This is a genomic window from Aerococcus sp. BD502 (assembly GCF_057919555.1).
The window spans coordinates 153248-177746 of sequence record NZ_CP147972.1; the positions used below are offsets into that span (position 1 = coordinate 153248).

20 protein-coding genes, 1 tRNA gene and 2 pseudogenes are annotated in these 24499 nt (G+C 44.2%); 7 read left to right on the forward strand and 16 right to left on the reverse strand.

All coding sequences use genetic code 11. The features are described 5' to 3' along the window. Window positions 1-92: 92 nt before the first annotated feature. The gene (locus tag WF803_RS00815) at window positions 93-971 is read right to left on the reverse strand and encodes a DegV family protein (protein ID WP_489611245.1); all 879 of its coding nucleotides are present in this window, start codon (window positions 969-971) and stop codon (window positions 93-95) included. A gap of 132 nt (window positions 972-1103) precedes the next feature. Between WF803_RS00815 and WF803_RS00820 the strand changes: the two genes are divergently transcribed. Continuing rightward, window positions 1104-1727, forward strand: coding sequence for a phosphatase PAP2 family protein (locus tag WF803_RS00820; RefSeq protein ID WP_489611246.1), 624 nt, complete (start codon window positions 1104-1106; stop codon window positions 1725-1727). A 32-nt stretch (window positions 1728-1759) separates the two neighbouring features. On the opposite strand, the gene uvrB is transcribed toward WF803_RS00820, so the two are convergent. Then, window positions 1760-3754 carry an excinuclease ABC subunit UvrB gene (uvrB, locus tag WF803_RS00825; protein WP_489611934.1) on the reverse strand — a complete coding sequence of 665 codons (1995 nt, stop codon included), beginning with the start codon at window positions 3752-3754 and terminating at the stop codon, window positions 1760-1762. Window positions 3755-3973: 219 nt separating this feature from the next. Here uvrB and rpsT point away from each other — a divergent pair, with 219 nt between their 5' ends. Continuing rightward, a complete protein-coding gene (gene rpsT / locus WF803_RS00830) occupies window positions 3974-4228 on the forward strand; it encodes a 30S ribosomal protein S20 (RefSeq protein WP_489611247.1) in 255 nt (84 codons plus the stop codon). 49 nt (window positions 4229-4277) lie between these two features. Here the strand turns inward: rpsT and holA are convergent, their stop codons facing one another. The 6 genes and pseudogenes from holA to rsmD all read right to left on the reverse strand — a co-directional run. Next, window positions 4278-5306 carry a DNA polymerase III subunit delta gene (holA, locus tag WF803_RS00835; protein ID WP_489611248.1) on the reverse strand — a complete coding sequence of 343 codons (1029 nt, stop codon included), beginning with the start codon at window positions 5304-5306 and terminating at the stop codon, window positions 4278-4280. A 23-nt stretch (window positions 5307-5329) separates the two neighbouring features. Next, the gene (locus WF803_RS00840) at window positions 5330-6007 is read right to left on the reverse strand and encodes a ComEC/Rec2 family competence protein (protein WP_489611935.1); all 678 of its coding nucleotides are present in this window, start codon (window positions 6005-6007) and stop codon (window positions 5330-5332) included. 24 nt (window positions 6008-6031) lie between these two features. Beyond that, a complete protein-coding gene (locus WF803_RS00845) occupies window positions 6032-7660 on the reverse strand; it encodes a ComEC/Rec2 family competence protein (RefSeq protein WP_489611249.1) in 1629 nt (542 codons plus the stop codon). Next, on the reverse strand, window positions 7657-8370 hold the full coding sequence (locus WF803_RS00850) for a helix-hairpin-helix domain-containing protein (protein ID WP_489611250.1): 714 nt from the start codon (window positions 8368-8370) through the stop codon (window positions 7657-7659). Before WF803_RS00850 ends, WF803_RS00845 begins: the two co-directional genes overlap by 4 nt. A gap of 51 nt (window positions 8371-8421) precedes the next feature. Further along, window positions 8422-9735, reverse strand: a complete 1314-nt coding sequence (locus tag WF803_RS00855; protein WP_489611251.1) for a M18 family aminopeptidase — start codon at window positions 9733-9735, stop codon at window positions 8422-8424. After that, a pseudogene (gene rsmD / locus WF803_RS00860) lies at window positions 9725-10309 on the reverse strand (16S rRNA (guanine(966)-N(2))-methyltransferase RsmD); the annotation flags it as partial. The pseudogene rsmD and the gene WF803_RS00855, both read right to left, overlap by 11 nt. A gap of 84 nt (window positions 10310-10393) precedes the next feature. On the opposite strand from rsmD, the gene WF803_RS00865 reads away from it, so the two are divergent. Continuing rightward, window positions 10394-10466, forward strand: a tRNA-Val gene (locus WF803_RS00865). 17 nt (window positions 10467-10483) lie between these two features. On the opposite strand, the gene WF803_RS00870 is transcribed toward WF803_RS00865, so the two are convergent. From WF803_RS00870 to WF803_RS00880, 3 genes are read right to left on the reverse strand one after another with little or no spacing between them, the layout of a single operon-like run. Beyond that, complete coding sequence (locus WF803_RS00870; protein ID WP_489611252.1) at window positions 10484-11866, reverse strand: glucose-6-phosphate isomerase; 1383 nt, start codon at window positions 11864-11866, stop codon at window positions 10484-10486. Then, complete coding sequence (locus tag WF803_RS00875; protein ID WP_489611253.1) at window positions 11859-12269, reverse strand: CvfD/Ygs/GSP13 family RNA-binding post-transcriptional regulator; 411 nt, start codon at window positions 12267-12269, stop codon at window positions 11859-11861. The genes WF803_RS00870 and WF803_RS00875 overlap by 8 nt, the downstream gene beginning before the upstream one ends. Beyond that, window positions 12262-12861, reverse strand: coding sequence for a peptidylprolyl isomerase (locus WF803_RS00880; RefSeq protein ID WP_489611254.1), 600 nt, complete (start codon window positions 12859-12861; stop codon window positions 12262-12264). Before WF803_RS00880 ends, WF803_RS00875 begins: the two co-directional genes overlap by 8 nt. Before the next feature lie 119 nt (window positions 12862-12980). Between WF803_RS00880 and WF803_RS00885 the strand changes: the two genes are divergently transcribed. Both WF803_RS00885 and WF803_RS00890 read left to right on the forward strand, forming a co-directional pair. After that, the gene (locus WF803_RS00885) at window positions 12981-13481 is read left to right on the forward strand and encodes a divergent PAP2 family protein (protein WP_489611255.1); all 501 of its coding nucleotides are present in this window, start codon (window positions 12981-12983) and stop codon (window positions 13479-13481) included. A 14-nt stretch (window positions 13482-13495) separates the two neighbouring features. After that, on the forward strand, window positions 13496-14482 hold the full coding sequence (locus tag WF803_RS00890; RefSeq protein WP_489611256.1) for an NAD(P)/FAD-dependent oxidoreductase: 987 nt from the start codon (window positions 13496-13498) through the stop codon (window positions 14480-14482). Between the two features lie 234 nt (window positions 14483-14716). On the opposite strand, the gene WF803_RS00895 is transcribed toward WF803_RS00890, so the two are convergent. Both WF803_RS00895 and WF803_RS00900 read right to left on the reverse strand, forming a co-directional pair. Beyond that, window positions 14717-16291: an ATP-binding cassette domain-containing protein gene (locus WF803_RS00895; protein ID WP_489611257.1), complete on the reverse strand. Its 1575-nt coding sequence runs from the start codon at window positions 16289-16291 to the stop codon at window positions 14717-14719. A gap of 13 nt (window positions 16292-16304) precedes the next feature. After that, window positions 16305-18446 carry a class III lanthionine synthetase LanKC N-terminal domain-containing protein gene (locus WF803_RS00900; protein ID WP_489611258.1) on the reverse strand — a complete coding sequence of 714 codons (2142 nt, stop codon included), beginning with the start codon at window positions 18444-18446 and terminating at the stop codon, window positions 16305-16307. A gap of 89 nt (window positions 18447-18535) precedes the next feature. Here WF803_RS00900 and WF803_RS00905 point away from each other — a divergent pair, with 89 nt between their 5' ends. Then, window positions 18536-19402, forward strand: a complete 867-nt coding sequence (locus WF803_RS00905) for a helix-turn-helix domain-containing protein (protein WP_489611259.1) — start codon at window positions 18536-18538, stop codon at window positions 19400-19402. Between the two features lie 729 nt (window positions 19403-20131). After that, on the forward strand, window positions 20132-20506 hold the full coding sequence (locus tag WF803_RS00910) for a phospholipase A2 family protein (RefSeq protein WP_489611260.1): 375 nt from the start codon (window positions 20132-20134) through the stop codon (window positions 20504-20506). A 105-nt stretch (window positions 20507-20611) separates the two neighbouring features. On the opposite strand, the gene WF803_RS00915 is transcribed toward WF803_RS00910, so the two are convergent. The 3 genes and pseudogenes from WF803_RS00915 to WF803_RS00925 form a co-directional block, all read right to left on the reverse strand. Further along, window positions 20612-21544, reverse strand: a complete 933-nt coding sequence (locus WF803_RS00915) for an IS3 family transposase (protein WP_489611886.1) — start codon at window positions 21542-21544, stop codon at window positions 20612-20614. A gap of 32 nt (window positions 21545-21576) precedes the next feature. Beyond that, window positions 21577-22170 (reverse strand): annotated as a pseudogene (locus WF803_RS00920) (transposase); the annotation flags it as partial. 792 nt (window positions 22171-22962) lie between these two features. Beyond that, window positions 22963-24492: an ATP-binding cassette domain-containing protein gene (locus WF803_RS00925; RefSeq protein ID WP_489611261.1), complete on the reverse strand. Its 1530-nt coding sequence runs from the start codon at window positions 24490-24492 to the stop codon at window positions 22963-22965. Between the last annotated feature and the right edge of the window lie 7 nt (window positions 24493-24499).

Here is a 24499-nt window from a genome sequence, read left to right on the forward strand (position 1 = left end):
AAGTCTTGGCCTTATTGTACCTTGTACCTTATGTTTTTGCAAGACTTTATGACTGATCGGTCGGTCTTATTTCTGTTATTTTGGAGCTGACCTTAATCATTAAGCAAGCGATTTTTGACCAGCAGGCCCATGCCCACACAGTCCTGGCCCCCATGCGCACCTAAAACAGGGGTCAGGTAGCCCGCACGAATTTTTAATTCAGGGTATAATTCCTTGACTCTCTCACTTAATTGCTCCACCGTGGCCGTGGCGCCCCCATGAGCGAAGGCTAGCGTCAAACCACTGGGGTACTTCTCTAAGGCTTCAGCAATTAAGCGCATGTAGGTCTTTTCCACTTTCTTAAAGGTTCGAATTTTATCATAGAGACTCAGTTCTCCGGTTGCTTCAAATTTAAGAATGGGATAGATACGCAGTAACTGGCCCAAGTTTTTCGATAAGCTCGTAATGCGTCCGCCCTTAAGCAAATTATTTAAATCTTTAATGCAAACATAAATGCGCGATTCTTGGGCTAGCCAATTTAATTCTTCAATAACGTCTCCCATTGGCAACTCCGCTTCTAGCATTTGCATGCCTTCCAGCATTAAATGCTCCATTTGATAGGAAGTTCCCCGGGAATCAATCACATAGCCTTGAATCTGGTCGGAGCGTTTTTTCATGACCATTTGGGCTGTTTGCAAGGTGCCACTAATTTGCCCCGACAGATGGATGGCGATGACTTGCTCAAAGCCATCCGCAATAATTTGATCGACCAGTTTAAGATAGGAGCCGTAACTGGGCTGGGAGGTTTGAGGTATATCAGGCAATTGGGGGAGCTCTTCGTAAAATTTAGCGGCTAATTGAGGTTCGGAAGAGTCCTCTAAACTCGTGCCATCGGAAAAATTAACGGTTAAATGGATAATATAAACATCGGGGCGGGCTTGAAGGTCTGGCCGGCAGCCCGCACTGCTATCAAGAATAAAAGCTGTTTTCATAGCCCCTCCTTATTAATTAATAATACGACTGACTTTTACCGTCAGTAAATTTTAGATTTATTTTCTCTGCCATATCAGGTAAGATAGGAATACGTGACGCAATGAAAAGTGCGAATAGAAGGATGCGATGTAATGAAATTTAAAAAACACCTCTTACCCGGTTGCTTAGCCCTGCTGATTTTACTTTTAATTATCGGGGTCATGACGAATAATTCTTTCATGTTGACGATGGACCAATTTCTCAACCGTTTCTTTTATGACCGCCCCCAAGCCCTTGCACCTAGCGTGGTCCGGGTGGTGACCCAACTCGGTAATAGTAAAATTGAACTCGTCTTGGCTTTTCTTTTCGCAGCCTTTCTCTTTTGGCGAAAGCGCCAGCGCCTGGCCTTATGGTTTTTCGGCACCAATGCCATTGGCATGATTGCCTTAATCTTGCTCGGGAAATTACTTTTCCACCGGCCAAGGCCCAGTGTGTTACCCCACCTCGCTCATGCAAGTGGCTTTTCCTTCCCTAGCGGCCATGCGCTTAGCGCCATCATTTTCTATGGCAGCATCATCTTCCTCATTCTTACCGAAGAGAAACCGCCCAAAGCGCTGGCCCGCACGCTCATTGTGCTGGGGGTCTTGCTTTGCGTTTTAGTCGGTTGGAGCCGCCTGTTTCTAGGGGTTCACTATTATACGGATATTTTGGCTGGCTTTTCAATCGGAAGTTTGTGGCTCTATACGCTTTGCCAGTATTATCCTCAGCCAAAATAAGTTCATCGGCCTACGCCTGTGCGTGGGCGTTTTTATTTGATGTGGTATTCGGCCTTTAATTCCATTAAAACATCCCGGAGTTCAGCGGCGCGCTCAAAAGCCAAGTCCTCAGCCGCTTGCTTCATTTCTTTTTCTAAATTGGCAAGGGCTTTTTCTTTCTCATCACGTTTTAAGGAGCGCATGGCTTCAGTAATCGAAGCAAGCCCTTGGTTATCTTCAGCATCAATCGTAATTCGAATCGATTCTTGGATTTCTTTCTTAATCGTTTTTGGCACAATACCATATTTTTTATTGTATTCTTGTTGAATGTGGCGACGCCGGGCGGTTTCAGCCATGGCTTTTTCCATGGATTGCGTCACATGGTCGGCATACATAATGACTTCGCCGTGGGCATTGCGCGCAGCCCGCCCCATGGTCTGAATCAGGGAGCGAATATTCCGCAAGAAACCTTCCTTATCCGCATCAAGAATGGCCACCAAGGAAACCTCAGGCACATCCAAACCCTCCCGCAGCAGGTTGATCCCCACTAATACATCAAACACGCCTAAGCGTAGATCACGAATAATTTCCGTCCGTTCTAGGGTGCGAATATCACTGTGCAAATATTGCACGCGAATCCCAGCTTCTTCCAAGTAATCCGTTAAATCCTCAGACATTTGCTTGGTCAGCGTGGTAATAAAGACCCGTTCTTTGCGCTCAATTCTTTCATTAATTTCACTAAGCAGGTCATCAATTTGCCCTTTGATCGGACGAACTTCGACCACGGGATCCAATAGTCCGGTAGGCCGAATAATTTGCTCAATTACTTTTCCGTGGGCTAATTCCAATTCATAATCGCCTGGTGTGGCCGACACATAGACGGTTTGATTCAAATGAGCTTCAAATTCCTGCAATTGTAAGGGCCGGTTATCCAAAGCACTCGGCAAGCGGAAACCATATTCAATGAGCCGCTCTTTGCGCGCCTTATCCCCGTTGTACATGCCGCGCACTTGAGGCATGGTCATATGGGATTCATCCACCATCAGCAGCCAATCATCAGGGAAGAAATCGAGTAAAGTATACGGTGGCTCACCCGGCTTCCGCCCATCCATATGCCGCGAATAGTTCTCGATGCCGTTACAATAGCCCATCTCCAACAGCATTTCAATATCATAGCGGGTCCGCTGTTCCAAGCGCTGGGCTTCCAGTAATTTATTCTCATCATTTAAAACTTTCAAGCGCTCTTCGAGTTCTGCCTCGATGGATTTAACGGCTCGATTAATCGTCTCTTTATTAGCGACGAAGTGCGTGGCAGGGAAAATAGGATAATGCTTCACACTATTAAGAACTTCACCGGTGAGCACATCAACTTCGCGGATGCGATCAATTTCATCGCCAAAAAATTCCACCCGAATGGCTAAATTATCACGCGATGCTAAGAAGACCTCCACCACATCGCCGCGCACGCGGAAAGTCCCCCGTTGGAATTCAAAATCATTACGCTCAAACTGCATATCAATAAGCTGGCGCATAAAATCATTGCGATCTAGCTCCTGGCCCTCGCGAATAGAGAGCACATGGTCTCGGTACTCCTTCGGGTTAACCAAACCATAAATACAAGACACGGAAGCGACAATAATCACGTCACGACGCTCCAGCAAGGCACTGGTCGCTGAATGCCGCAGCTTATCAATTTCATCGTTTACTGAAGCACTTTTCTCAATATAGCTATCACTGCTTGGCACATAAGCTTCAGGCTGGTAATAATCGTAGTATGAAACAAAATATTCGACCGCATTATTGGGGAAGAATTCCTTTAATTCCCCATATAATTGCCCAGCCAGGGTCTTATTATGGGCTAAGACTAAGGTGGGACGATTGCTTTTAGCAATGACATTGGCCATCGTAAAAGTTTTCCCTGTTCCCGTTCCCCCTAAAAGAACTTGGTTATTTTCTCCCTCTTCTATGCCTTTCATTAAAGCTTCGATCGCCTCGGGTTGGTCACCGTTAGGTTCATAAGGGGCTTTTAAGTCAAATTTCCCAGTCAATTCATGATCCGTACTCAACGTTGTCACGATTCCTCACTCCAATCAGAATCTAGTTTACCACGGTCGCCGACTGCTTACCACTCATAGGCCATACGCTTGGTGATACGGTAACTTTTTAAAAAATTGCCTACTGGGACCTTGTGAAATCCCTCATACTTCGGTATAATGAATTCGTTAGTGACCCAGTCACTTTTATTTTTAATAGAAAGAGGTGCACCAATGCCACAAATTAAATCTGCGATCAAACGCGTACGTCAAGAAGAAACACGTACGGCTCAAAACAAGCAATTCTTACACCGCATGCGCACAGCAATGAAAAAATTTGAGAACGCTGTGGAAAATAATGAGGAAAAGGCGCCTGAACTCTTACAAGAGGCCACTCGCCAACTTGATAAAGCCGCACAAAAGAAAATCATCCACAAAAATAAAGCGAACCGGGAAAAATCTCGCCTCGCTAGTAAACTTGAAGACTAAAAAAGACTACCGTAACCAGTCTCACCTGGTTTTACGGTAGTTTTTTCTTTTAGGGCTGGGCTTCCTTTAAGCAATCCAACATAAACCACTCCAAGCCCAATTCCTGATCGATTTGCCCAGTTTTAATTTGGTAATCCAATTCAACCAAGGACAAATAGCGAGCAATGAGCTCTTGTAGGGAAAAATGTTGGGCTTCTTGCCAGGACATTTTAACCCGATAAGGATGGGCTTTTAATAAACGCGCCATGCCCTGGGGTTCAATACCCGCCCGTCTTAAACTCAGCAATTGGATAAAGAGACGAAAATTGCTTTGCAATAAGGCTAAAATGGCCAAAGGGGCTTGCTTTTGTGCCAGTAAATGGCGAAACAGCTGTAAAGCTTCCTCCCCTTGATTATTCAGTAAGTAAGTGAGTAGGTTAAAAATATTATCATCTAAGCTGGGGGGGACGAGAGTTGTCACCATTTGCGCGGTAATTTCCGTTTCTCCCATCGCCAGCAGGCAAAGTTTTTCCAAAGCCGCCATGGCTTCAGAAATATCAGCCTTCGTCCGTTCGTAGAGGGCTTGGGCGCCCGAACTAGTCAGTCGGCTGCCCCAAGCTTCGGCTTGTTTCTGCAGTAAAGCGCAGGCTGCTTGTTTATTTTTAATGGCTAACTCAACCTCTTCAGCGGCCTTTAATAGCGTCTTGACTGCTTTTTTTCTTTTATCCGGTTTTTTCTCATGAAAAACAAAAACCATGATAACATCCGGATTGGGTGCGGCTAAGTAATCCAGGAAAGCTTGAGCGGTGGCTTTTGGCAGTTTTTTACCCGCCGCCAGCATTTCAGGCTTTTGGAGCCACAAAATTTTTCGTGCTGAGAAAAAAGAGAGCGTATTAGCTTCAATAATGACATCACTGAGCGCCGTTTCATCCAAAGTAAAACGCAAGAGCTGGCCATCTTGAACGTCCTCACCGATAAAAGCCTGCTGGAGGCTCTGCTGAAAATTCTCCTCTAAATAAGCATTTTCCCCGTGTAAAACATAAAATGACTTTATTTGCCCCTTCTGCAAGTTTTTCTTAACCTGTTCAAAGCTTAGCATGGTCGCCTCCTATCTTTAACGCGTTATTCAACCTCACTCCGGTGCTTTCTAAACCGCGAATTGGTCTGACTAAATTCATAAGTAATCGCTCCTTCTTCATCGGTGCGGTAGTAAGGTATTTTTCGCTTCCTCAAGTTATCAAGTAATTCAGGACTGGGATGGCCGTAAGTATTCTTCCCAACAGAAAGCCAAGCATAAGCGGGCGCCAAGATGTCTAAGACCTCGGTACCGGTGGAGTTGGGCGAGCCGTGGTGGGCGACTTTTAGAATATCAACGGGAAGTTCTCGCTCTTTAAAAATTTTAAGCACAGCCTCCTCGCCCCAACCTTCTAAATCCCCCGTTAGTAAAACGTGGGCCTGGCCAAGCTGACCATAGAGAACCAGGGAGCTCTCATTCTCTCCTTGGGCCACTTTATCGGGATGTAAAACGGTCAACTGATAGCGAGGGTTTAGGGTAACCACCTGACCCTTTGCTAACCATTGGACGGTGGTTTGCTTTCCCGCAAAAACGTTGCTCAAATAATGCAGGAATTTCTTGTCCCCTTGCACACCAATCGGTAGGTATAAATTTTTTACGGGTAATTCCTGCGCCACTTCAGCGAGCGAGCCATAGTGATCATAGTCACTATGAGTAATAAAAATACCGTCCAAAGAACGAACCCCAGCAGCCCGCAAGGCTGGTAAAATCTCCTGGCGGGCAATCGAATAATTGCCCTCACCCTGCCGTCAGCCCTCCTTGGGAAAATTAAAACGCCCACCCACATCAATCAGGTACTGCCCTCGGTGATGGGGCAATTCCAAATACAAGCAATCCCCTTGGCCCATATCAATCATCATCAGCCGCCCCATGGGCCGATAGTAAGGGGTAAAATTTAAGATAATCAGCGCAAGTAGCAAGGCACCGCGCCAGCGTTTTAAATGCCTGTCCTGAAGTTTAGCATTCATATAGAAGAGGAGAATACCAGAAAAAGCAAGCATTAATATCCCCGGAACCTGCCCTGTCCGCCAAAGCAAGCCAGGCTGTTGGGCTAAAGTCTGACTGATTTGCCCGACTTTATCAAGCAATAAGCCCAAGAGACGTAAAAAAAGTGAAAAATACGGTAGCAGACCAAAAATTCGCAAAAGAAAAACAAGTAATAGGGTAGGTAGCAATACTAAAGTGAAAAATAAAGAGAAAAAGTAATTCACAAATAAGCCTAACCAAGGCACTTCAAATTGTTGGACCAGAAGAAAAGGTATGCTCACTAGAGTACACCAAAAGCCTTGAGCCAATTCTTGACCCAAACGTCCACCCCAGAGCCCCTGCACTAAGCCCGGCCCGATCATCACGGTATAGCTCAAAGCAAAACTTAATTGAAAGCCCAAGGAATAGATGCTGACCGGCGCAAGCATAAGAATAAATACCAAGGCTAAGGTATTGCCCATCAGCGGGCTCACCGGCCTTTTCAAATACCGCCCTGCCATTTGTGCTAAAGTGCTGATAACGGCGCGGACCATCCCATAAGGAGCCCCTAGAATCACCGTATAACTGAGGAGTAAAATGACCAGCAAAATATCCGTATATTCAACGAGTAAGCCCGCTCGATAACATAACTTTTTAATGAGCGTCATTAAGTAAGTCACATGAAAGCCACTTAAGCTAAACAAATGAATTAAGCCCAGCTTTTGATAAGCGGATAAGGTATCTGCTTCCATCTCCTTGCGGTCATTAAATAAGACAGCCAGAAAATAAGCCCGCACCGGTGGGGAAGGAATATCCTGAGCCCAGCCTTTGATAGCAGCAAGGATAGCTGCCCAGTTTGCCCGAGCCCCCGTTGCCGTACCTAAGGTTTTATAGTCACTCACGGCAAGTTGCCAATAGATTTTTTGCTGCCAAAGGTAGGCTCGATAATTAAAGCTGCCGGGATTTCGTTGACTTTTCGGTTTTTCCAATTGGCCTTGAATTTTTAAGCGGAGCATTTGTTTTTGCTTAGCCCAGGCTGCTTGTTCTTCTGGAGTTTTCAAGGTGTAATGGAGATGCAGTTTTTCACCGCGGGCGGGTCCAGTCACAATACGACCCGTCAACTGCAAGTAATCTCCATTAATTTGCTTGGCGTTAGGGGAAACAGTCACAATGAAGCTGTTTTCCTGGCCCGTCAAACGGCTGTGATGCTGGTAGCGTTGCAGGCCCGTTAAGAGCAAAAGCCCCACACTCCAAGCCAAGAGAACGCATAAAAACCGAGACCTCTTCAAAGCCAACAAACGCCCCGCAAAAAGCAGCAAGAGCAAGACCACCACCAGGTGCGGAGACCAGACCATGATGACAAGAAGTAGCGTCCAAAGCCCCCACAATAAGCTCAAATAAATCGCCGTCATGACACCGTAACCTGCTCTCGGAATTTATCCAGCGTCTTTTCCCCGATGCCACTAATTTGCAGCAAATCATCCACTTGCTTAAACGGACCATGGGCCTCTCGGTAGGAAATAATATCCGCAGCCTTCTTTTCGCCGATACCACTAAGCGTTTGTAATTCTTCCACCGTCGCCGTATTGAGGTTGACCGCTCCAGAACCATGTACGTTCTCTGATGCTTGGGGAGCTAAAACGGGACTTTCAGCCGGCTGCTCTTCACCTGGACGGGGCACATAGATCACCATCTGGTCCGTGACTTTTAGGGCTAAATTTAAGGCCGTCTCGTCCGCTTCCTCACTTAAACCACCAGCACGATCGACCACATCAAACACCCGCTCACCCGCCGTCACAGGATAGACCCCGGGCTTCTTAACCGCCCCCTTTACATCCACCGACCACTCTTCTTCCTCTTGAGCCTTTTCCGTCTGCTTTTCAAATGAAGCATCACTCAAGGGCTCAGTATCAGATTCTTTAGCTATACTCTCCGTCAGTTCCTCCGCAAAGAGTGGTGTCTGATCGGGAGCACTGGCTTGGAAAAATTGCTGGTAGGCCAGCGTCAAACCACCCCCTAAGAGAAAAGCAACCAGCAGCCACCAGCCTTTTTCCTTCAACCAGGCTAAACTTTTATCTTTTACTTTTTCAACGAAGCTCAGATTTTCTTCCAATTTGATCACCTCAAGAGGAAGTACACCAACTTCGTCGCTTTTTCATTTTTTTAAGAGAAATTATTTGATAAGGTAACGACCATCATGCTTTTTGGTCACTTCATGGCTGAAGAAGCTCTGAATTAAATGAATCATCTGATCCACATCATGAACCCCCGCAGTTTCATAACTTGAATGCATGGCTAATTGCGGTAAGCCAATGTCAATCGAATTTAAGCTCACTTGACGCAGGGCCAGATTCCCCAAGGTCGAGCCCCCACGCTTATCCGACCGATTAGCAAAATACTGTAGTGGAACGTCGACTTCCTGGGCGAGTTCCTTCAAAATCGCCAAACTAACTGCATCAGTCGTGTATTGCTGACCAGCATGGGCTTTAACAACGACGCCTTCATTCAAATAACTGCAATTATTGTCATCTGTCAACTCAGGATGATTGGGATGAACCGCGTGGGCATTATCGGCGCTAATCATATAGCTGCGCGCTAAGGCCTGGTAAAGGTCATCCGCTTGAAGTGGTAATTGCGCATGAATCCGCTCAATCACATCCCGAAGGAAAGTCGATAAGGCGCCTTGCTTCGTGCCGCTCCCCACCTCTTCGTTATCAAAGCAAGCATACATGGCCACGCCAGACGCATGATCCGCTGCTAAAAAACCTTCTAAAGTTGTATAGGCGGAGGCGAGATTATCAATTTGCGGACTAGAGTAAAATTCTTGGTTGGCACCCCAAATACTACCTGGCATGCGATTATAGAGCGAGAGGTCCATAGCCAGGATTTCTTCAGGGGAAACCCTTAATTCATCAGCAACTTTGGCTTTCAGGGCGCCCTTTTCCCCTTGCTGGGCAAATAAAGGCAGCAGGTCAATCTGCTTGTTAAAAGCATAACCCGTATTCGTATCCCGCAAGAGGTGGATGGCCACATTAGGAATCAGTAGCAAGTCTTCATCCATATGGAGCAAACGCTCTTCAATGTGATCCGCTTTGCGAACTAAAACACGGCCGGCTAAGGAAAGGGGCCGGTCTAACCACGTATGGAGAATCATCCCACCATAGCCTTCCGTATTTAGTTTGAGATAGCGATCACGCACCAGCAATTCCCCATTTTCCTTCACCTTGAAATTAGGGGAATCACTGTGGGAAGCGACCAGCTGGTAGTGGTAATGCTCGAGTAGATCAGGCGATAAATGAAAGGCGATCACACTGGACTGATTGCGGCACACTACATATTTGCCGCCCAATTCTAAGTCCCAAGACTGGTCTTCTTCCAATAAGGTATAGCCTGCCTCCTGGCAACGCGCCCGCAAATTTTGGGTGGCTTGGAAGGCAGTCGGTGAGGCTTGAATAAATTGCAATAAATTTTCGACACTAGTGGTCATTAGGCTCCTCCTTTGGTAAATAGGTATAAATACTGATTAACGTTTGCCCGTAAGTGGCTTGTTTGAGGCAGGTAAAATCGGCAAATTTCTCCGGCAGCTCACTCGCCACATCACATTCACAGGTGATCAAAGCCCGCGGTGCCAGGAGCTGTTTCTCCGCCAGAAATGTCATATCAAAGACCAAATGCTCTTTGGCATAAGGCGGATCCAAGAAGACATAGTCAAATTTGAGCCCAGGCTCTTGGCTTTTTAATTGGGTTAGGATACGTTCATTATGGCCAAAGTGGCAGGTTAAGGCTTCTTCAGCCTGGCATTTTTTGACATTCGCTTGAATCGCTTTAAAGGCCTGGCGATTATTCTCTAAAGCCACCACATGGTCCACGCCACGTGATAAAGCCTCTAGGCCCAGTGCCCCTGAACCCGCATACATATCTAAAGCCCAACCCCCTGAAAAGAATTGGCCCAATAAATTAAAGACACTCTCTTTGACTTTATCAGTGGTTGGCCTGGTATGCTGTCCACCAGCACTAACCAGCGGAATGCCCCGAAATTTTCCCGCAATAATTCGCATGGCTTCCCTCCTTTTTGGCTTTTTCCTTTTTAACTTCTAAATTCCTCTTGCATTTCCTGAATAAATTCGCTATAGTAATAAGCGTTGGGTCCCTTAGCTCAGTTGGGAGAGCGTTAGCTTGACATGCTAGAGGTCGCTGGTTCGAGACCAGTAGGGGCCATTTTTTAATACCCGTTTTTAGGGCTTAGGGCTATTCACCGCGTTACCTTCCCCAAAAGAAGTCAAACGTGAGCTGAGAGCTTTAAGCTTTTTTGCTTGTTCCTCATAGCCAGGTCGACCGAGCAAGGCAAACATATTCTTTTTGTAAGCTTCCACAGCCGGTTGATCGAAGGGGTTGACACCTTGCAAGTAACCACTGATGGCCACAGAATATTCAAAAAAATAAAGTAAGTAGCCCAAGTGCCAAGCATCTAATTGCTCTAGCTTCAAAACTAAGTTAGGCACGCCCCCTTCATAGTGGGCCAAGAGAGTGCCTTGCTGGGCTTTTTCATTCGCCCATTCTAAAGTCTGGTCAGCTAGGTAGTTTAAGCCATCCCAATTCTTATCATCACGAGGAATCAATAAGCTACTGGCCGGTTTTTTAATGCTTAAAACCGTCTCAAAGAGCGAGCGCTGCCCATCTTGAATAAATTGCCCCACACTATGTAAGTCACGGGTAAACTGGGCCGTCGTGGGAAAAATACCTTGCCCGTCCTTGCCCTCTGATTCCGCAAAGAGCTGCTGCCACCAAGCACCAATCGCCTCCAGCCAGGCATCATAAAAAGCTAAAATCTCGAGACCGTAGCCTTTTTTAGCGAGTAATTGCCGGAGCGTCGCATATTGCAGGGCTTCGTTTTCTTGAAAAGGGGTATCAGTATAGTGGGCTTCTGCTGCTGCTGCCCCTTTAAGAAGGTCGGTCACCGGAAGGCCGGCCGCTGCGAGCGGAAAGAGGCCAACGGGCGTGAAAACGCTAAAACGCCCACCAATATTTTGGGGGATCGCAAGGCTCTGGTAGCCATAAGCCTCACTTTGCTCTCGCAAGGCGCCCTTTTTTGGGTCGGTCGTCACGATAATGCGCTGGGCAGCTTCAGCTGTCCCGTATTTTTCCACCAGAGTGGCCTTGACCAAGCGAAAGGCTAGCGCTGTTTCCAAGGTTTCGCCAGATTTACTGATCACATTGACGCAAAAATCGCGTTTGGCCAAAGCCTGAAGTTGATAGGCCAATTCATTAGGCGATAATTCCTGGCCTAAAAAGATTAGTTCCAGCCCTTGAGAAACTCTTTCCGCCTTAAGAGCCTCATAGCAAGCTTTGGCCCCCAAAAAAGACCCCCCAATCCCTAAAACAACCAACACCTCTGCTTGTTCTTGGCAGTCCTTCGCCAAAGCCTCTATTTTTTCCAGCTCAGCGTCAGTCGTTTCTCGGGGAAGATTGAGCCAGCCTAAAAAATCATGGCCAGCCCCTGTCTTCTTTAATAGTATTTTTCTGGCCAGGTCTGCATAAGCTTCCATCTGTGCTAGCTCATGGTCGGCTAGAAAACCTTTAAGGTACGTTTGGTCAAGTTTTAAGTGAGCTTTAGTCATAGTAGTCCACCTGCCTAAAATCTTTGACTTTGCCGGCTTTAATATCGGCTTTAGCTTGGGCTATCATGGTCGGCATGGCCGCGGCCAAATGCTTAAAGCCGTCAGTTTCCTCGGGTACATATTGCGTGATACGCGTACGGGCGGGATAGTGAGGCAGGGCTAGGGGCAATAAGGCGCGCAAAGATAGGCTCAATTGCTCCGTATAAGGATCAATGTCAATAATTTTGACCTGCAATTCCTGGCCTAAGTAAAAACCGTCTGCCAAGTCACGAACAAAACCATGGTTAATCTCAGAAATATGAATCAAACCCTGGTCCGTCTCGGATAATTTGACAAAAACCCCATAATTTTGAATGCCCGTAACGGTCCCCCGTACCACCTGCCCAATCCGGTATTTACTCATCGCTATCGGGCCAGCCTTCGATTTTAATCTTTTCAATTTTAATATCTTCCAAAGGCTTATCCATGGCATCCGTCTTTTGGTCTTCGATTGCCGATAACACTTCTTCACCGTCTAATAATTGGCCAAAAACCGTATGCCGTTGGTCCAGCCAAGGGGTGCCACCCTGTTCTCGGTAGGCGGTAATAATTTCTTCTGGCCAGCCGCCGGGAGCTAATTGCGCAAGCATATTTTCCGGTACTTCTTTAGCAGTGACAATAAAAAATTGCGAGCCATTAGTATTGGGACCCGAATTGGCCATGGACAAGGCCCCGTGCAAATTGTATAAGGCCTTGGAAAATTCGTCTTCAAAAGGCGCCCCATAAATACTCTCGCCACCCCGGCCGGTGCCAGTAGGATCGCCCCCTTGAATCATAAAGTCTTTAATCACACGATGGAATAGAACGCCCTCATAGTAGCCTTTTTGGGCGAGTTCAACAAAATTCTGACAGGTTTTAGGTGCTAAGTCGGGATAGAGAACTAAACTTAGCTCCCCCAAGGAGGTCACAATCGTCACTTGAGGCTGATTGTTTTCTTGATCTAATTGTGGAAACATTTCTATCACACTTCTTTCTTCAATGTTATTGTAGCAATATGTTAGGCCCTTGTATAGTTTACACCAGCTAAAAACATGTTAAAATAGAAGGCGCAAGCATACCTAAGAAAGGAAGGACCATGGAGATTTTTTTAAATTTGCCTTTAATGGCAACCCTAGCGGCGATTGCGATCGCTCAATTAATTAAATACCCAATTGCCCTTATTTTTAATCGTCCATCGGCAAAAATTTCCATAGTCCATGCGACTGGGGGCATGCCCAGCTCCCACTCGGCAGCCGCGACGGCTTTAATCACGGCCCTGATTTTACAATACGGCTTCCAAGATCCGAGCGTGGCGATTGCTGTTTGCTTTGGCCTCATTGTCATGTTTGACGCCATGGGCGTCCGCCGGCAAAGCGGAGAGCAGGGGCGGGCTTTTAAGGCCTTGCTCAACCTCGTCGAAAAGGAAGCCAAAAAAAAGCACGATGATGAATTACTACGTGTTTTAGAAGCTTTTAAGGATAAGCGTTATATCATCGATGACTATCTCGGCCACAAGCCCAGTGAAGTTTTAGGAGGGATGACCACGGGCTTTTTGGTCGCCCTCTTAGTCAACTATCTCATCATTCAATGGTCTTAAAATAAGGAGGCTATATGCAAAGCGATATTATTATTATTGGCGCAGGCCCAGTCGGTTTATTTACCGCCTTTTATGCGGGCTTGCGCAATCTCAGCACGCAAATTATTGATTCCCTACCCGAAGTTGGCGGCCAACCCAAAGCCTTGTATCCGGAAAAAACAATTTTGGATATTCCCGCCTTCCCTAAAATCAGTGGCAAAGACCTGATCGAACAATTGTCTACCCAGCTGACCCTAACGCATCCCGACACGCGCTTCCACCTCGGGGAAACAGCAACGGAAATTGAAGAAAGTGAGAGCGGCTTTCGGGTGCTTACTAATAAAAACACCTATGAAGCGAAGGCTATTTTACTAGCTTGTGGGAACGGTTCTTTTTCACCGCGGCGGGCAGATATTCAAAATCTCGCCGACTATGAATATCGACAAATCCACTACCACGTCTCCAATTACAGTGCCTACTTAGGAAAAAAAGTGGCCATCTGCGGGGGCGGCGATAGCGCCTTTGACCATGCTTTGGCCTTAAGTGCTTATGCTGAAGAAGTATACATCGTCCACCGGCGCCCACGTTTTCGTGCCCAAGAGCACTCTGTCGCCCTAGCGGAAGCGAAGGAAAATATCCACTTCCTCACCCCTTATACCCCCCAGGCCCTGCTTGGTGAAAACCAAAGCTTAAGAACACTCCGCTTAAATAAGGCACGCAGTGAGGAGACCAAGGACCTAAACTGCGATGCGGTGATTATGGCTTACGGTTTTACGACTAATCTTGGGCCCATCAAGGACTGGGGCTTTGAGATTGAACGTAATCGCATCAAAGTTGATGAGAAACTAAGAACCAATCGGCCGGGCATTTTTGCCCTCGGAGATTTAGTCAGCTATCCTGGCAAGGTCCAACTCATTGTCAGTGGCTTTGGAGAAGCGCCTACTGCTGTTAACGCAGCTTTTCAATACATTTACCCCGAAAAACATCTCTCACCCTTGCACAGCACGGACCTAGACATTTAAATCAGTAAACGAAACAAAAATCCCCCAAAGTTAGCACGACCAACTTTGGGGGATTTTCACTATCTTAGGTGATGCCTAACGCAATGTCACCAATAAACCAGTTTTTTGAGTAAGCTAGTGAGTATTTTTCTCCATGATCTCCTTATAGTATCGGTGGGAGCAAGCAATTTTTTATAACTTCCCTTTCAGAAGTAGTGAAAATTGCAGTAGAAAGCTTTAAAAACACCAGAGGTATTAGCCATTCAAGTGAATCACTTCATCAAATAATCCTTCATTTTCTGGGTAAAGGTGGTGGGTGACAAGGAGAACAGTGGCCTCTTCTTGTTCTAAAAGTAGGCGCTCTAATTTAATCGCAGTTGGCCGATCCAAATTAGCCGTGCTCTCATCTAAGAAGTAAATGTCCTTGTTATTGAGTAAAGCACGGGAAAAAGACAGGCGCTGGCGCTGACCGCCTGACATATTTTTACCCCCTTCTTCCACTTGCTCAGCTAAAGTAGTGAAGCTATTCAGCCCCGTTGCTTCATAAGCCGCTGATACATTGGTTGCGGGCTGCTCCTCCCAAAGCGTCATATTATGAAGAATCGTGTCACTAAAAATGTAGGATACTTGGGGGATATAAGTTAAACTATCCCGTAAAAATTTAGGTTGCTGGACCACTTGACCATCGACTAAGACTTCGCCCTCATTTGGCTCTAGGCGGCCGGAGAGTATATTAAGTAGCGTTGATTTTCCCGAGCCACTTTCACCAATAATGGCATATTTTTTCCCTTTCTCAAATTTAAGATTTAGATGGGAGAAAATAGTTTTACCAGCAATTTTATAAGTCAAATCGCGAATTTCGATACTTTCTTTAATTGGAATAGGAGTACGCTCCTCTTCTTCAGCAGCTTCAAAAGCTTCATATTTTTCAAAGTAAGCATCCGTTGCCTTCATCAGCATGCGGCTTTGACTCAATTGAGAAACACCATTAAAAATACTAGCAGATAAGTTCCCTGTCGAGCTCATTGCCCCCAGTTTGAAAAAGCGGAAGAAAGCCAGTACGCCTGTGAAGGTAACGACCGCTACTTGACAAAACACGTTGATGTAACCAATGGATCCTTCTGCTATTTTCATATCCTTTGTGTAGGAGACTTGCTCATCAAGCAAAGACACTCCGGCCTCAGTTACCCGTTCTCTAAGTTTAGGCAGACGGTTGAAGCCATAGAAAATATCGAAGCCAGCTAAGGTGTCTTGAATCTTAGCCACGAAAGCCTCTTGAGCTAAGGATAATTTTTGCGTGGCCTGATTCATTCGCCCTTCAAAGGCTTTAGGCAAGTGAGTCAGCAGGAAAACCAAGACTAAAGTGAGCAGGAGTAAGGAGTAATGAAAACTAAGTAAGGCTAAGCTTGACAGAACAATCGAGAAAATTTGCCCCCAATAAGTATAGTATTGGCGAACACCCTGCTCTTGTATTTTCTCGATATCATTATTAAGCCAAGAAACAAAAGTTCCCTGAGCTTTACTCTTCACATTTTGGTACGTCGTCACTTCTAATTTATTGGTTATATAGGCGCGCATATCCATACTAATTCTTTGCACCACCTTTTCCTCGTAAGCACCGAGATAGTAATTAATGATAAAAAGGATACCCCACCAAAAGAAATTAAAAGAATTCCACAGTAGGAAGCCTTTCAAACGACCAGCGAGCAGCTCATTCGTTGCCCAAGACAACATCAGTGACGTCATCACCTGGATGATGACTTGGCAAAGCGTAAAAAATAAAATGATCATGTTTTCCTTGCGATGCATTTTCATAAAACGTTTAAACATGGCGATCTCCCTCCTAAAGTATAGTCCGTGTCAGTGGCCATTTTTGCCTTAAAACTTTAGCATATTCTTGTTTTCTTTTGGCTTGCCTTGCCATAAGCTCCTCACAATAAAGCAACTTCTCCTGTAAGTAAGGTAGCGCCCCCACCCCATATTCAAAACTCTTAACATTGGGATCGAGGTAGGCTCGAGCTAAATCTAGCTTTTTGCATGCTGTTTGAAAATAAGATGAATTTCCTAACAGCAAGTATGCATCGAAGAATAAATCTGCTAAGCCAAGAAGGCCATTCGCATAACCCATTTGTGGTGGGAAATTGCGATCAAGTTGTTTCAGCAAAGCAACAAGGTGCTTGCGTAGGGCAATGCTTTTCGTTATTGCATAGTAGTGGAGTTGTAATTTAACCAGGCTTCCAGTATGAGTCATATAAGGAACAGCTTTCTCATGGTTCTCGATTATCATTCCCTCTTTATTCACATAGCATTTCCGATAGTGTTTTAGACCTTGGGTGAAAAGCTCTAAGTAGCTCTTAATCCCTAATTCCTGATAGAGGTAAAAATAGATTAAAAGAGGCAGTAATTGACCGTACATTAAGGAGGACTCAGCCGATAAAGAAATTTCCTCAATAAGAAAACGATTGAGTGCCTTAAGCTTCTCTTTCTTCACCAGGCTTTGTAACCTTTGAAGTTGTCCATTCTTAAATTTCACCTCCCTCTTAAAAGAGGACGATAACTTTAGGAGCAGGCCAAATGGAAAAGTGATCGGTCTCATCTCCTCCACTTGTACTGAGATATGGCGCTCTGGCTGTGGGTTTTTCTGCTCACTTAGGTTCCCATCAACAGCAAGTTCTCGGTTTAATTCAGCGACGCTAGCATATTTCCCGCTCAGCATCCTTATAATAGTTAAATAAATACCCCTTGGGACTTGATAAGCCGCGCAAAATTCAAAAAACTGGCGCTGGCTCTTTTCACCGGAAGGATCCTGCGCCAGTAAGGTAGGGGCATTGCTAAGAAGTGCCATAAACAGGTAACCTAATTGATGGATATCTTGTTGCTCGGCCGTTAGGTTCTCCCACCTGTCATCCGAAAGCCTAGGGTTACGTAATTTAAAACAAAACTTTTCATCATTTTTTACCGCATACATATCTTCCAAATCAATAAAAACAGGCTGCCCTTCTGGGGTAATAATAATATTATCTAAGGAAATATCATTGACCACTAGTCCCTTGGCATGGAAGCTCTCCATCGCTAATAGAAGTTTCTTCATTAGAAATCTTACCTGGCAAAGACGTTGCTGATTCTTTTTATCCTCCTCATTAAATAAGCATAAAGCCTGTGTCTTGGCATATTGGCGCATACTCTCGCCAGGTACAAATTCCACCTCGATATAATAATGTTCCCAGGCTTGAAATTCACGCAGTAAATTAGGAGTGTACGGACTCTCAGTAAACTTCTGATACCACTTTGCTTCCCTTTGGCGGCAAAGAATGCTGGTATTCTTTAAATGGATACCGATATACGGCCTAGCTTCTTTTAGTACACATTTTTTCCCTGCACGAACGCCAAGATAAACTCCCCCACCACCATTAAACTGAATAGCCTCCAAAGAAGAATAAGCAGCGAGAGGGCTAGGCGCCTCAGCAACTATTTCCCCATCAGGAAAGGGATCCTTAACTTGCGCTGGTTTGTCAAAATAGGGTAGTCTCTTATCCCAAGACACCGTTCCATCCCTAAAAATCATTCGCTCGGACTTTCCTTGAATAACGCCATAACGATAATACAAAACTCGACAAGTCAGATAACGACGATCACTCAAAATATATGGCCCCTCCTCCCCTTTTAAGTAAGGATATAGCCCTCTCAATATATCTATAAATTCTTCCTCATGTAGAGGATAGAGCGTGATAAATTTTCCTGCTTCACAACGAGACGCATTTTTCGATAAAAGATACTTGAGTTTATTTCGACTTTTAACCACTTTAAAGGAAATTTCCTTCGCCCAGCAGTATTCAGAGACCCTCGCAAGGATTCTATCCGCATTATGATGGAAACAAGAAACATGTATTTTCCATCCATGAGCTGGAAGAAAACGTGGAAAAGGATCCCAGTACAAATGATCTTCTCCTTCACTCAAGATCCCCTTGGGAATATTAGTCAACATCTTTTCTCCCCCTTTCTTATGGCTATCATAGCTGAGTTTTGCTATAATACTTTTAATATTTCCTATATGAAACCGTCAGGAGGATCACGATGGAAGAACAATTAGGGGCTACTTTTCGCTTCTTGCGCCAGGGTAAAAATATGAGCCTGTCCGCTATCGCTGATGAATTTATTTCAAAGGGGATGCTTTCTAAATTTGAACGTAATACCTCGGATATTAGTGCCAATCGTTTTTTTCATTTATTGAACAAAATTAATGTCACCCTCACCGAGTTTTTCTTTGTTCATCGCCGCTTCGAATCAACGAATATTAGTCGTTTACTTCTGGATATGCAAAAATATGTCATCGAAGGGAATAACAAGCAGCTCAGGCAACTTTTTGAAGAAGAAAACGATCGTTTCCAAAAATCAGGCGACCCTTTTCATCAACTCAACGCGATCATGCTAGCCTGTGTTCTAAAGAGCCTTGATCCCACCGCTACTCTCAACCAAGAAGATCTGGATACCTTAATTGACTACCTATTCACCTGCGAAAATTGGGGGCAATATGAGCTGGTGCTTTATGGTAATTCCTTGCAGGCCTTTCCTGCTGCTACTGTTATTTCTTTTTCGAAGGAAATTCCGACAAAAATAATGCTTTATAAGGAAGATAATCAACTGCTCGCTACTTCCTTTAATGTGATCCTTAATTCTTTTATCCTTTGCATGAAGAATGAAGAAGTTCAAGCTGCCCGCTATTTTTTAGCGAGTTTAAAAGCACTCAATCTTCCAGAAACGATGCTTTTTGAGTTCACTTTATTAAACCTCTATGAGGGAGTTTTCCTCACTAAATTTAAACTTAATGAAGAGCAAGGTAACCAGCAAATTCTGACTAGCTTGAATATCTTTCATAGCCTCAAAGCAAACCGTCTCTATGAAATTTTCTCCCAAAGTAGCCAAGACCTGCTTGATTCATAAAGGAAACGAAACGACAGAAAATGAGATTTTACGGTAGGATGGCGGTAAAGAAAGAGAGGAGGTAAGGAGATGAAACAAGTGTTAGCCTTGCAAGCATTGCCGGCCAAGGAAAAGCCACAAACGATTGCCATTACTTGGCGCTGTGAAGTCAAATAAAACTACAATTGGACAAGAGTCTCATAGATTCTCAACTCAATAAAAGGCCTCGTGCGATGAGCTGACGAGGCCTTTTGCCTGATTTTCTTTCATTTAATTCTTTGCATTTCTTTCAGTGCCAGCTTGCCCAAAAATACCAGAAGAAAATATGCTGCCCTTGACCCGCTTATTTAATGTATGATTTCGTCAAACTAGTAGCCCCTCTAGGCTTATTTCCTGAGAAATAGAGACTAGCCTCGAAGCCATTATTGGGTGTAAAAAATCCATAGGCAGCAATCAGATATGATTAATAACTTTACTATAATTTGTTTATATATAAATTATTATTTATGTTTTTTATTAATTATTTTTAATTGTTGATATTCTTAATTTATGAATAATATGCTAAACTAGCATTAATTTAGTAGATATTTTATTTCATGGGCGTGCTAATGATGGAGGCATAAAAATGAAAAATTTAGGCAAATTAATAATCACGGTGATTTCTATCATCGCATTGTTTTAGTTGGCCATGACAGCGTCAAAGCTGCAGAATTAAATGATAGCGATTTCTATCGTTTAGAGCAAATTTATATGGTTAAGCAGGAAAATAACCGTTACTTTGATATCGACAAAGCAGAAAGTAATCACGAAGCTGAGGAGGTGCTAGATTTTGGTTACATGGTCAATGAGTTTATCGAAGCGAAAAATAACCATGAGCTAAATTCTTATGAACCCTATCTATACATCAAAGTTTATGGTAATTACTGCGGTAAGGGAAATAATGGTAAAAAGCCCATCGATGATTTAGATAAATTCTGTCTATCCCATGATCAATGCTATGACAAAAACGGTTGGGGAAATAAATCCTGTGACCAAGCTTTTGTTAATCGTCTAAAAGCGAACAAACACAAATGGACAGGCTATAAAAGAGTAGTAGCTGAGGCTGCCATTCTTGCCTTTGGATAGGGAGATTGTCATGAAAAATAAAAATATTTATGGCTTTGAACTGACCCCTGTCAAGTAGACAGGTAAATAAATAAAATATTTGTTTTTGCCATGTATGATATTTTATCATACATGGTTTTTTGATGGGATCCTTAAGCCCATTCGCAGTGTGACGCGCTTGGTATTGTAGAAGTCAATATATTGGTTAATATCAGACGCTAACTCCTCAAAGGTTTGATAAGCCTTTAAGCGATACATTTCTTCCTTAATAGTCCCAAAGAAGGCTTCCATAGGGCCATTGTCAATACATTTTCCAGCTCTCGACATACTCTGAATCACCTGATGCTTGTCCACAAAATTTTTGAAGAAGTGTGAGGTATATTGAAAGCCACGATCACTATGAATAAGAGTTTGCTTGGGTTTCATACGAGCCTTAATTTGACCGATGGTCTGCCGGACTAATTCGTTATTATTATGCTTAGAAAGTTGGAATGCCACAATTTTCTTAGCCCCATAGTCGAGAATCGCACTGAGGTAAGCTTTTGCGCCAAAGCCATATTTAAACTCGGTAACATCTGTTAATAAGACTTCCATGGGCGGATATTCCTTTTGAAATTCTCTATTCAAAATATTTTCGGCCTCATGGGAGGGAAGATGTGGCTTATAACGGTAACGTTTACGACGGATCACCGCTTTTAAGTCTAACAGTTGCATCAAGCGTTGCACGCATTTGTGATTGACTTTGGCGTTAAGAAAATGATTTAAATAGATCGTAATGCGACGATAGCCATAAACCCCCTGATGTTCTTTATAAACAGAAATAATCCATTTGATCAGTTGCCTCAGACGCTTTTCAGAAGCTGTTGGCTTTCGGTTTCGCCATTTATAGTAGCTTGAACGACTAAGGCCTAGAGCCTCACATAAGTGAGTTACTCGGTATCCTTCTTGCTGGAGTTTTTGGACCGTTTGAAAATCTGCTTCATACTGTGTTCGCGTAACATCAACTCTCTTTCCACTTCTTTTAACTTTTTTAAGGCTGCATTCTCTGTTTCTAAGTATTCATTGCGAGCTTTCAAGGCTGCATATTTTGCGCGTATTTTTTCAGTTTCTGTTTGGATCGCCGCAGGTTTTCCACGACCTCGGCCATCAAACAAGCCGTCTGGCCCATGTTGTTGATATTTTTGGACCCAGGAGTAAACATTATGGTAGGAGACTTGATATTTCTCAGCTGTTTCTTTATAAGATAGGCCGTTGGCCAGACAGTCTTTAACAATTTTAATTTTTTCTGCATGAGTCGTTTTTCTGCTTTTCATCGTATACACCTCGGGGTTAGGAGAATAACTTTTGACTGCTTCCCCTCTAGTATACTTCATCAACCAATTTCTAACAGTGGAATGTGATGGGATATTATATCTTCGAGCTAATTGTTTAATTGGAACGCCTTCAACAAGGTGCTCATTCACAACAGCCAGTTTAAAGTCCTTACTATAGTTATTATTCTTGACATGGGATTGGATGCCTTGGCGACCATGGATTTGATATTTTAAGACCTTGTCATAAAAAACAGAATGAGACAATCTTAAACCATGATACTGACACAATTTTTGATAGCTTATCCCTTTTTTAAGGTACTTATCAATATATCGTTCGAGCTCCTCAACCGAGTGTTTACAATTTGAACGCATAAAAATTCCCCCTAAGTAGTTTTACTTTTTTAAGTGTCTACTTTAGGGGGAGCATATCACTTATCACTATTACTTTTACTTTTTATTCCTATCATGTTACTTTGCCGACCCATTTTCAATGGCTCTTCACAAGCCCTTGCAGTTTTGGTTTATGGCGTGCTGGTCATTTTGTTTCTTGGCGGCCACATCCTATTCATCAAAAAAATACGCCCACAGAAAGCTAGCCTAAGCAAATGGATACTGTGTGCGCTCATTCTGCTTAACTTTTTTGCTTCTGCTTACTGGGCCATCACTGTCCTTAGCTTCAACCTTTTCCCCAATTAACGCCGACCACACATTAGTAAAATAAAGACAGATATTTTTCATTTAGCACCAACTAAATATCTACTAGAGAAATAGAGGATAACTTGATTTTACCCCCCAATTGTTAGCGTAACTACCTAACATTTGGGGGGCATTTTTTAATTTTCTTATGCAGTCAGTGAAAAGCAGTTCACGCCTATTGGCTAACAAAGGTACATTGCTTACCAAAAGCAATTTTGTTGATTCTATGATAAAAAATAATTGTTTAGAGCAATGACTGACCCCTTCTTACCTAGTCCGATTTATATCATCTAAACCAAATACATCAATCCTTAATTAATAGCGAGTGTTACAGCAAAAAAGCTGATATTAGTAAACGCTATCTGCGGTGACTATTATTCATGACCCATTTAGGACGACTGGGCAGAAAAAGAGAATTAATAAAATTTAAGCATTCATTAAAAGACTCAAAGCTTGTTTGTGATCTATTCAGGGTTTCTGGCGCAAGTTTTGAATTTTCAGCTCTAAATCTGCAAGTTGAGTCAAAGAGACACTAGGGTCTTGCAGCAACTTATCACGCCTAAAGGCGAGAAGCTGCAACTCCTTCTCACGCTGTGTTTGCGCCTCAATTACCACGTCAGGAGATAGCAACTGATGATTTTTAATCCGATAAGTGGGCAAATTTAGTTCCTTAAGGAAGCTCTCCGCATGCGAGACCAGCAAAATGCTCCCCGGATAGGCCTTTATAAAGCGGGTTAGGGCCTCTAAGGCAATTTGATCCAGATAATTGGTAGGTTCATCCAACAACAAAGCATCATAATCCCCTAAGAGCAAGGCTGCCATTTGCCCCTTCATCTGCTCCCCACCACTCAAATGAGCAAAGGGGCGCTGCCACTTGTCAGGGGATAGGGCAAGAAGCATTAAGAGTTGTTGGATAACTTGTGGTGGTTGTAAACTCTCATCCTCCAGCTGTGACATGAGGCTTTTTTCCGGCCTTAACTGCCGTAGATTTTGGTCAAAAATTCCCCAGCGCAAGTTGGGCGCATAGTAGCCTGGCAGTTGCTCCTCAGCCAAAGCGCGAAGAAAGGTCGTCTTGCCCGTACCATTTCCGCCTTGCAAGGCAATGCACTCACCCGCTCGCCAATGAAAACTTTGCCCCGTAAATAGTTCTGTGCTAGCACGACGCACTCGAAAACCGTCGGCAAGATGGATTAGGGTCCGCTGATCTGCTAAAACCCGTCCCACGCTTCTAAAATGCAAGGTTTTTGCTACAGCAGGACGCTGAACTTCCTTTAAACGTTCGAGTCTTTTTGCCATGTCCTTCGCTGATTTAGCTAAACGCCGCTCCTGGCCATCATACGACCCCATAAAGCTATTGACTTTCCACTCTGAACGATTACCATTCTTCGGCATGGTCGTTAGCCCTTCTGCCTGGGCTTTCTTTTTCTGAATGGCTTCCTTTAGGGCTTGCCTTTCCTCTTGGTAATTGCAATAGGCTTTTTCTTGCTGCAGGCATTTAACGGCTAAGGCTTTTTTGTACGCAGCATAGTTTCCCGGATAAACTGTTAAACGCCCTTCATCAAGTGCCCAAATACTCGTTGGTATTGCATCCAGCAAGACTTCATCATGGCTGGCAATAATCAATGTCTTCCTTGTATGCTTTAGATAGGACAGAAGCCACTCTTGCTGTTTAAAGTCTAAATTCGCACTCGGCTCATCAAGAAGCAAAATATCCGCTGGCCCCGCCAACAAAAGTCGAAGTCGATTTCTGACTGCCTCACCCGCTGACTGCCCTTCATCTACCTCCACTTGGGGTAATACAGCGACCTTCCCATACCTATCAATATCTCCTGCTGTCCCATAACCCTGGGCTAGAGCTTTTAACAGCGTAGATTTTCCACTGCCATTTAAGCCGACGAGCCCAATCTTTTCACCCCAGCTGACCGTGACATTGATGTTTGAAAAAATGCAACGTCCATCATATGCTTGTTCTAAATTTTGACATTGGATAGCTAGCATCCTATCG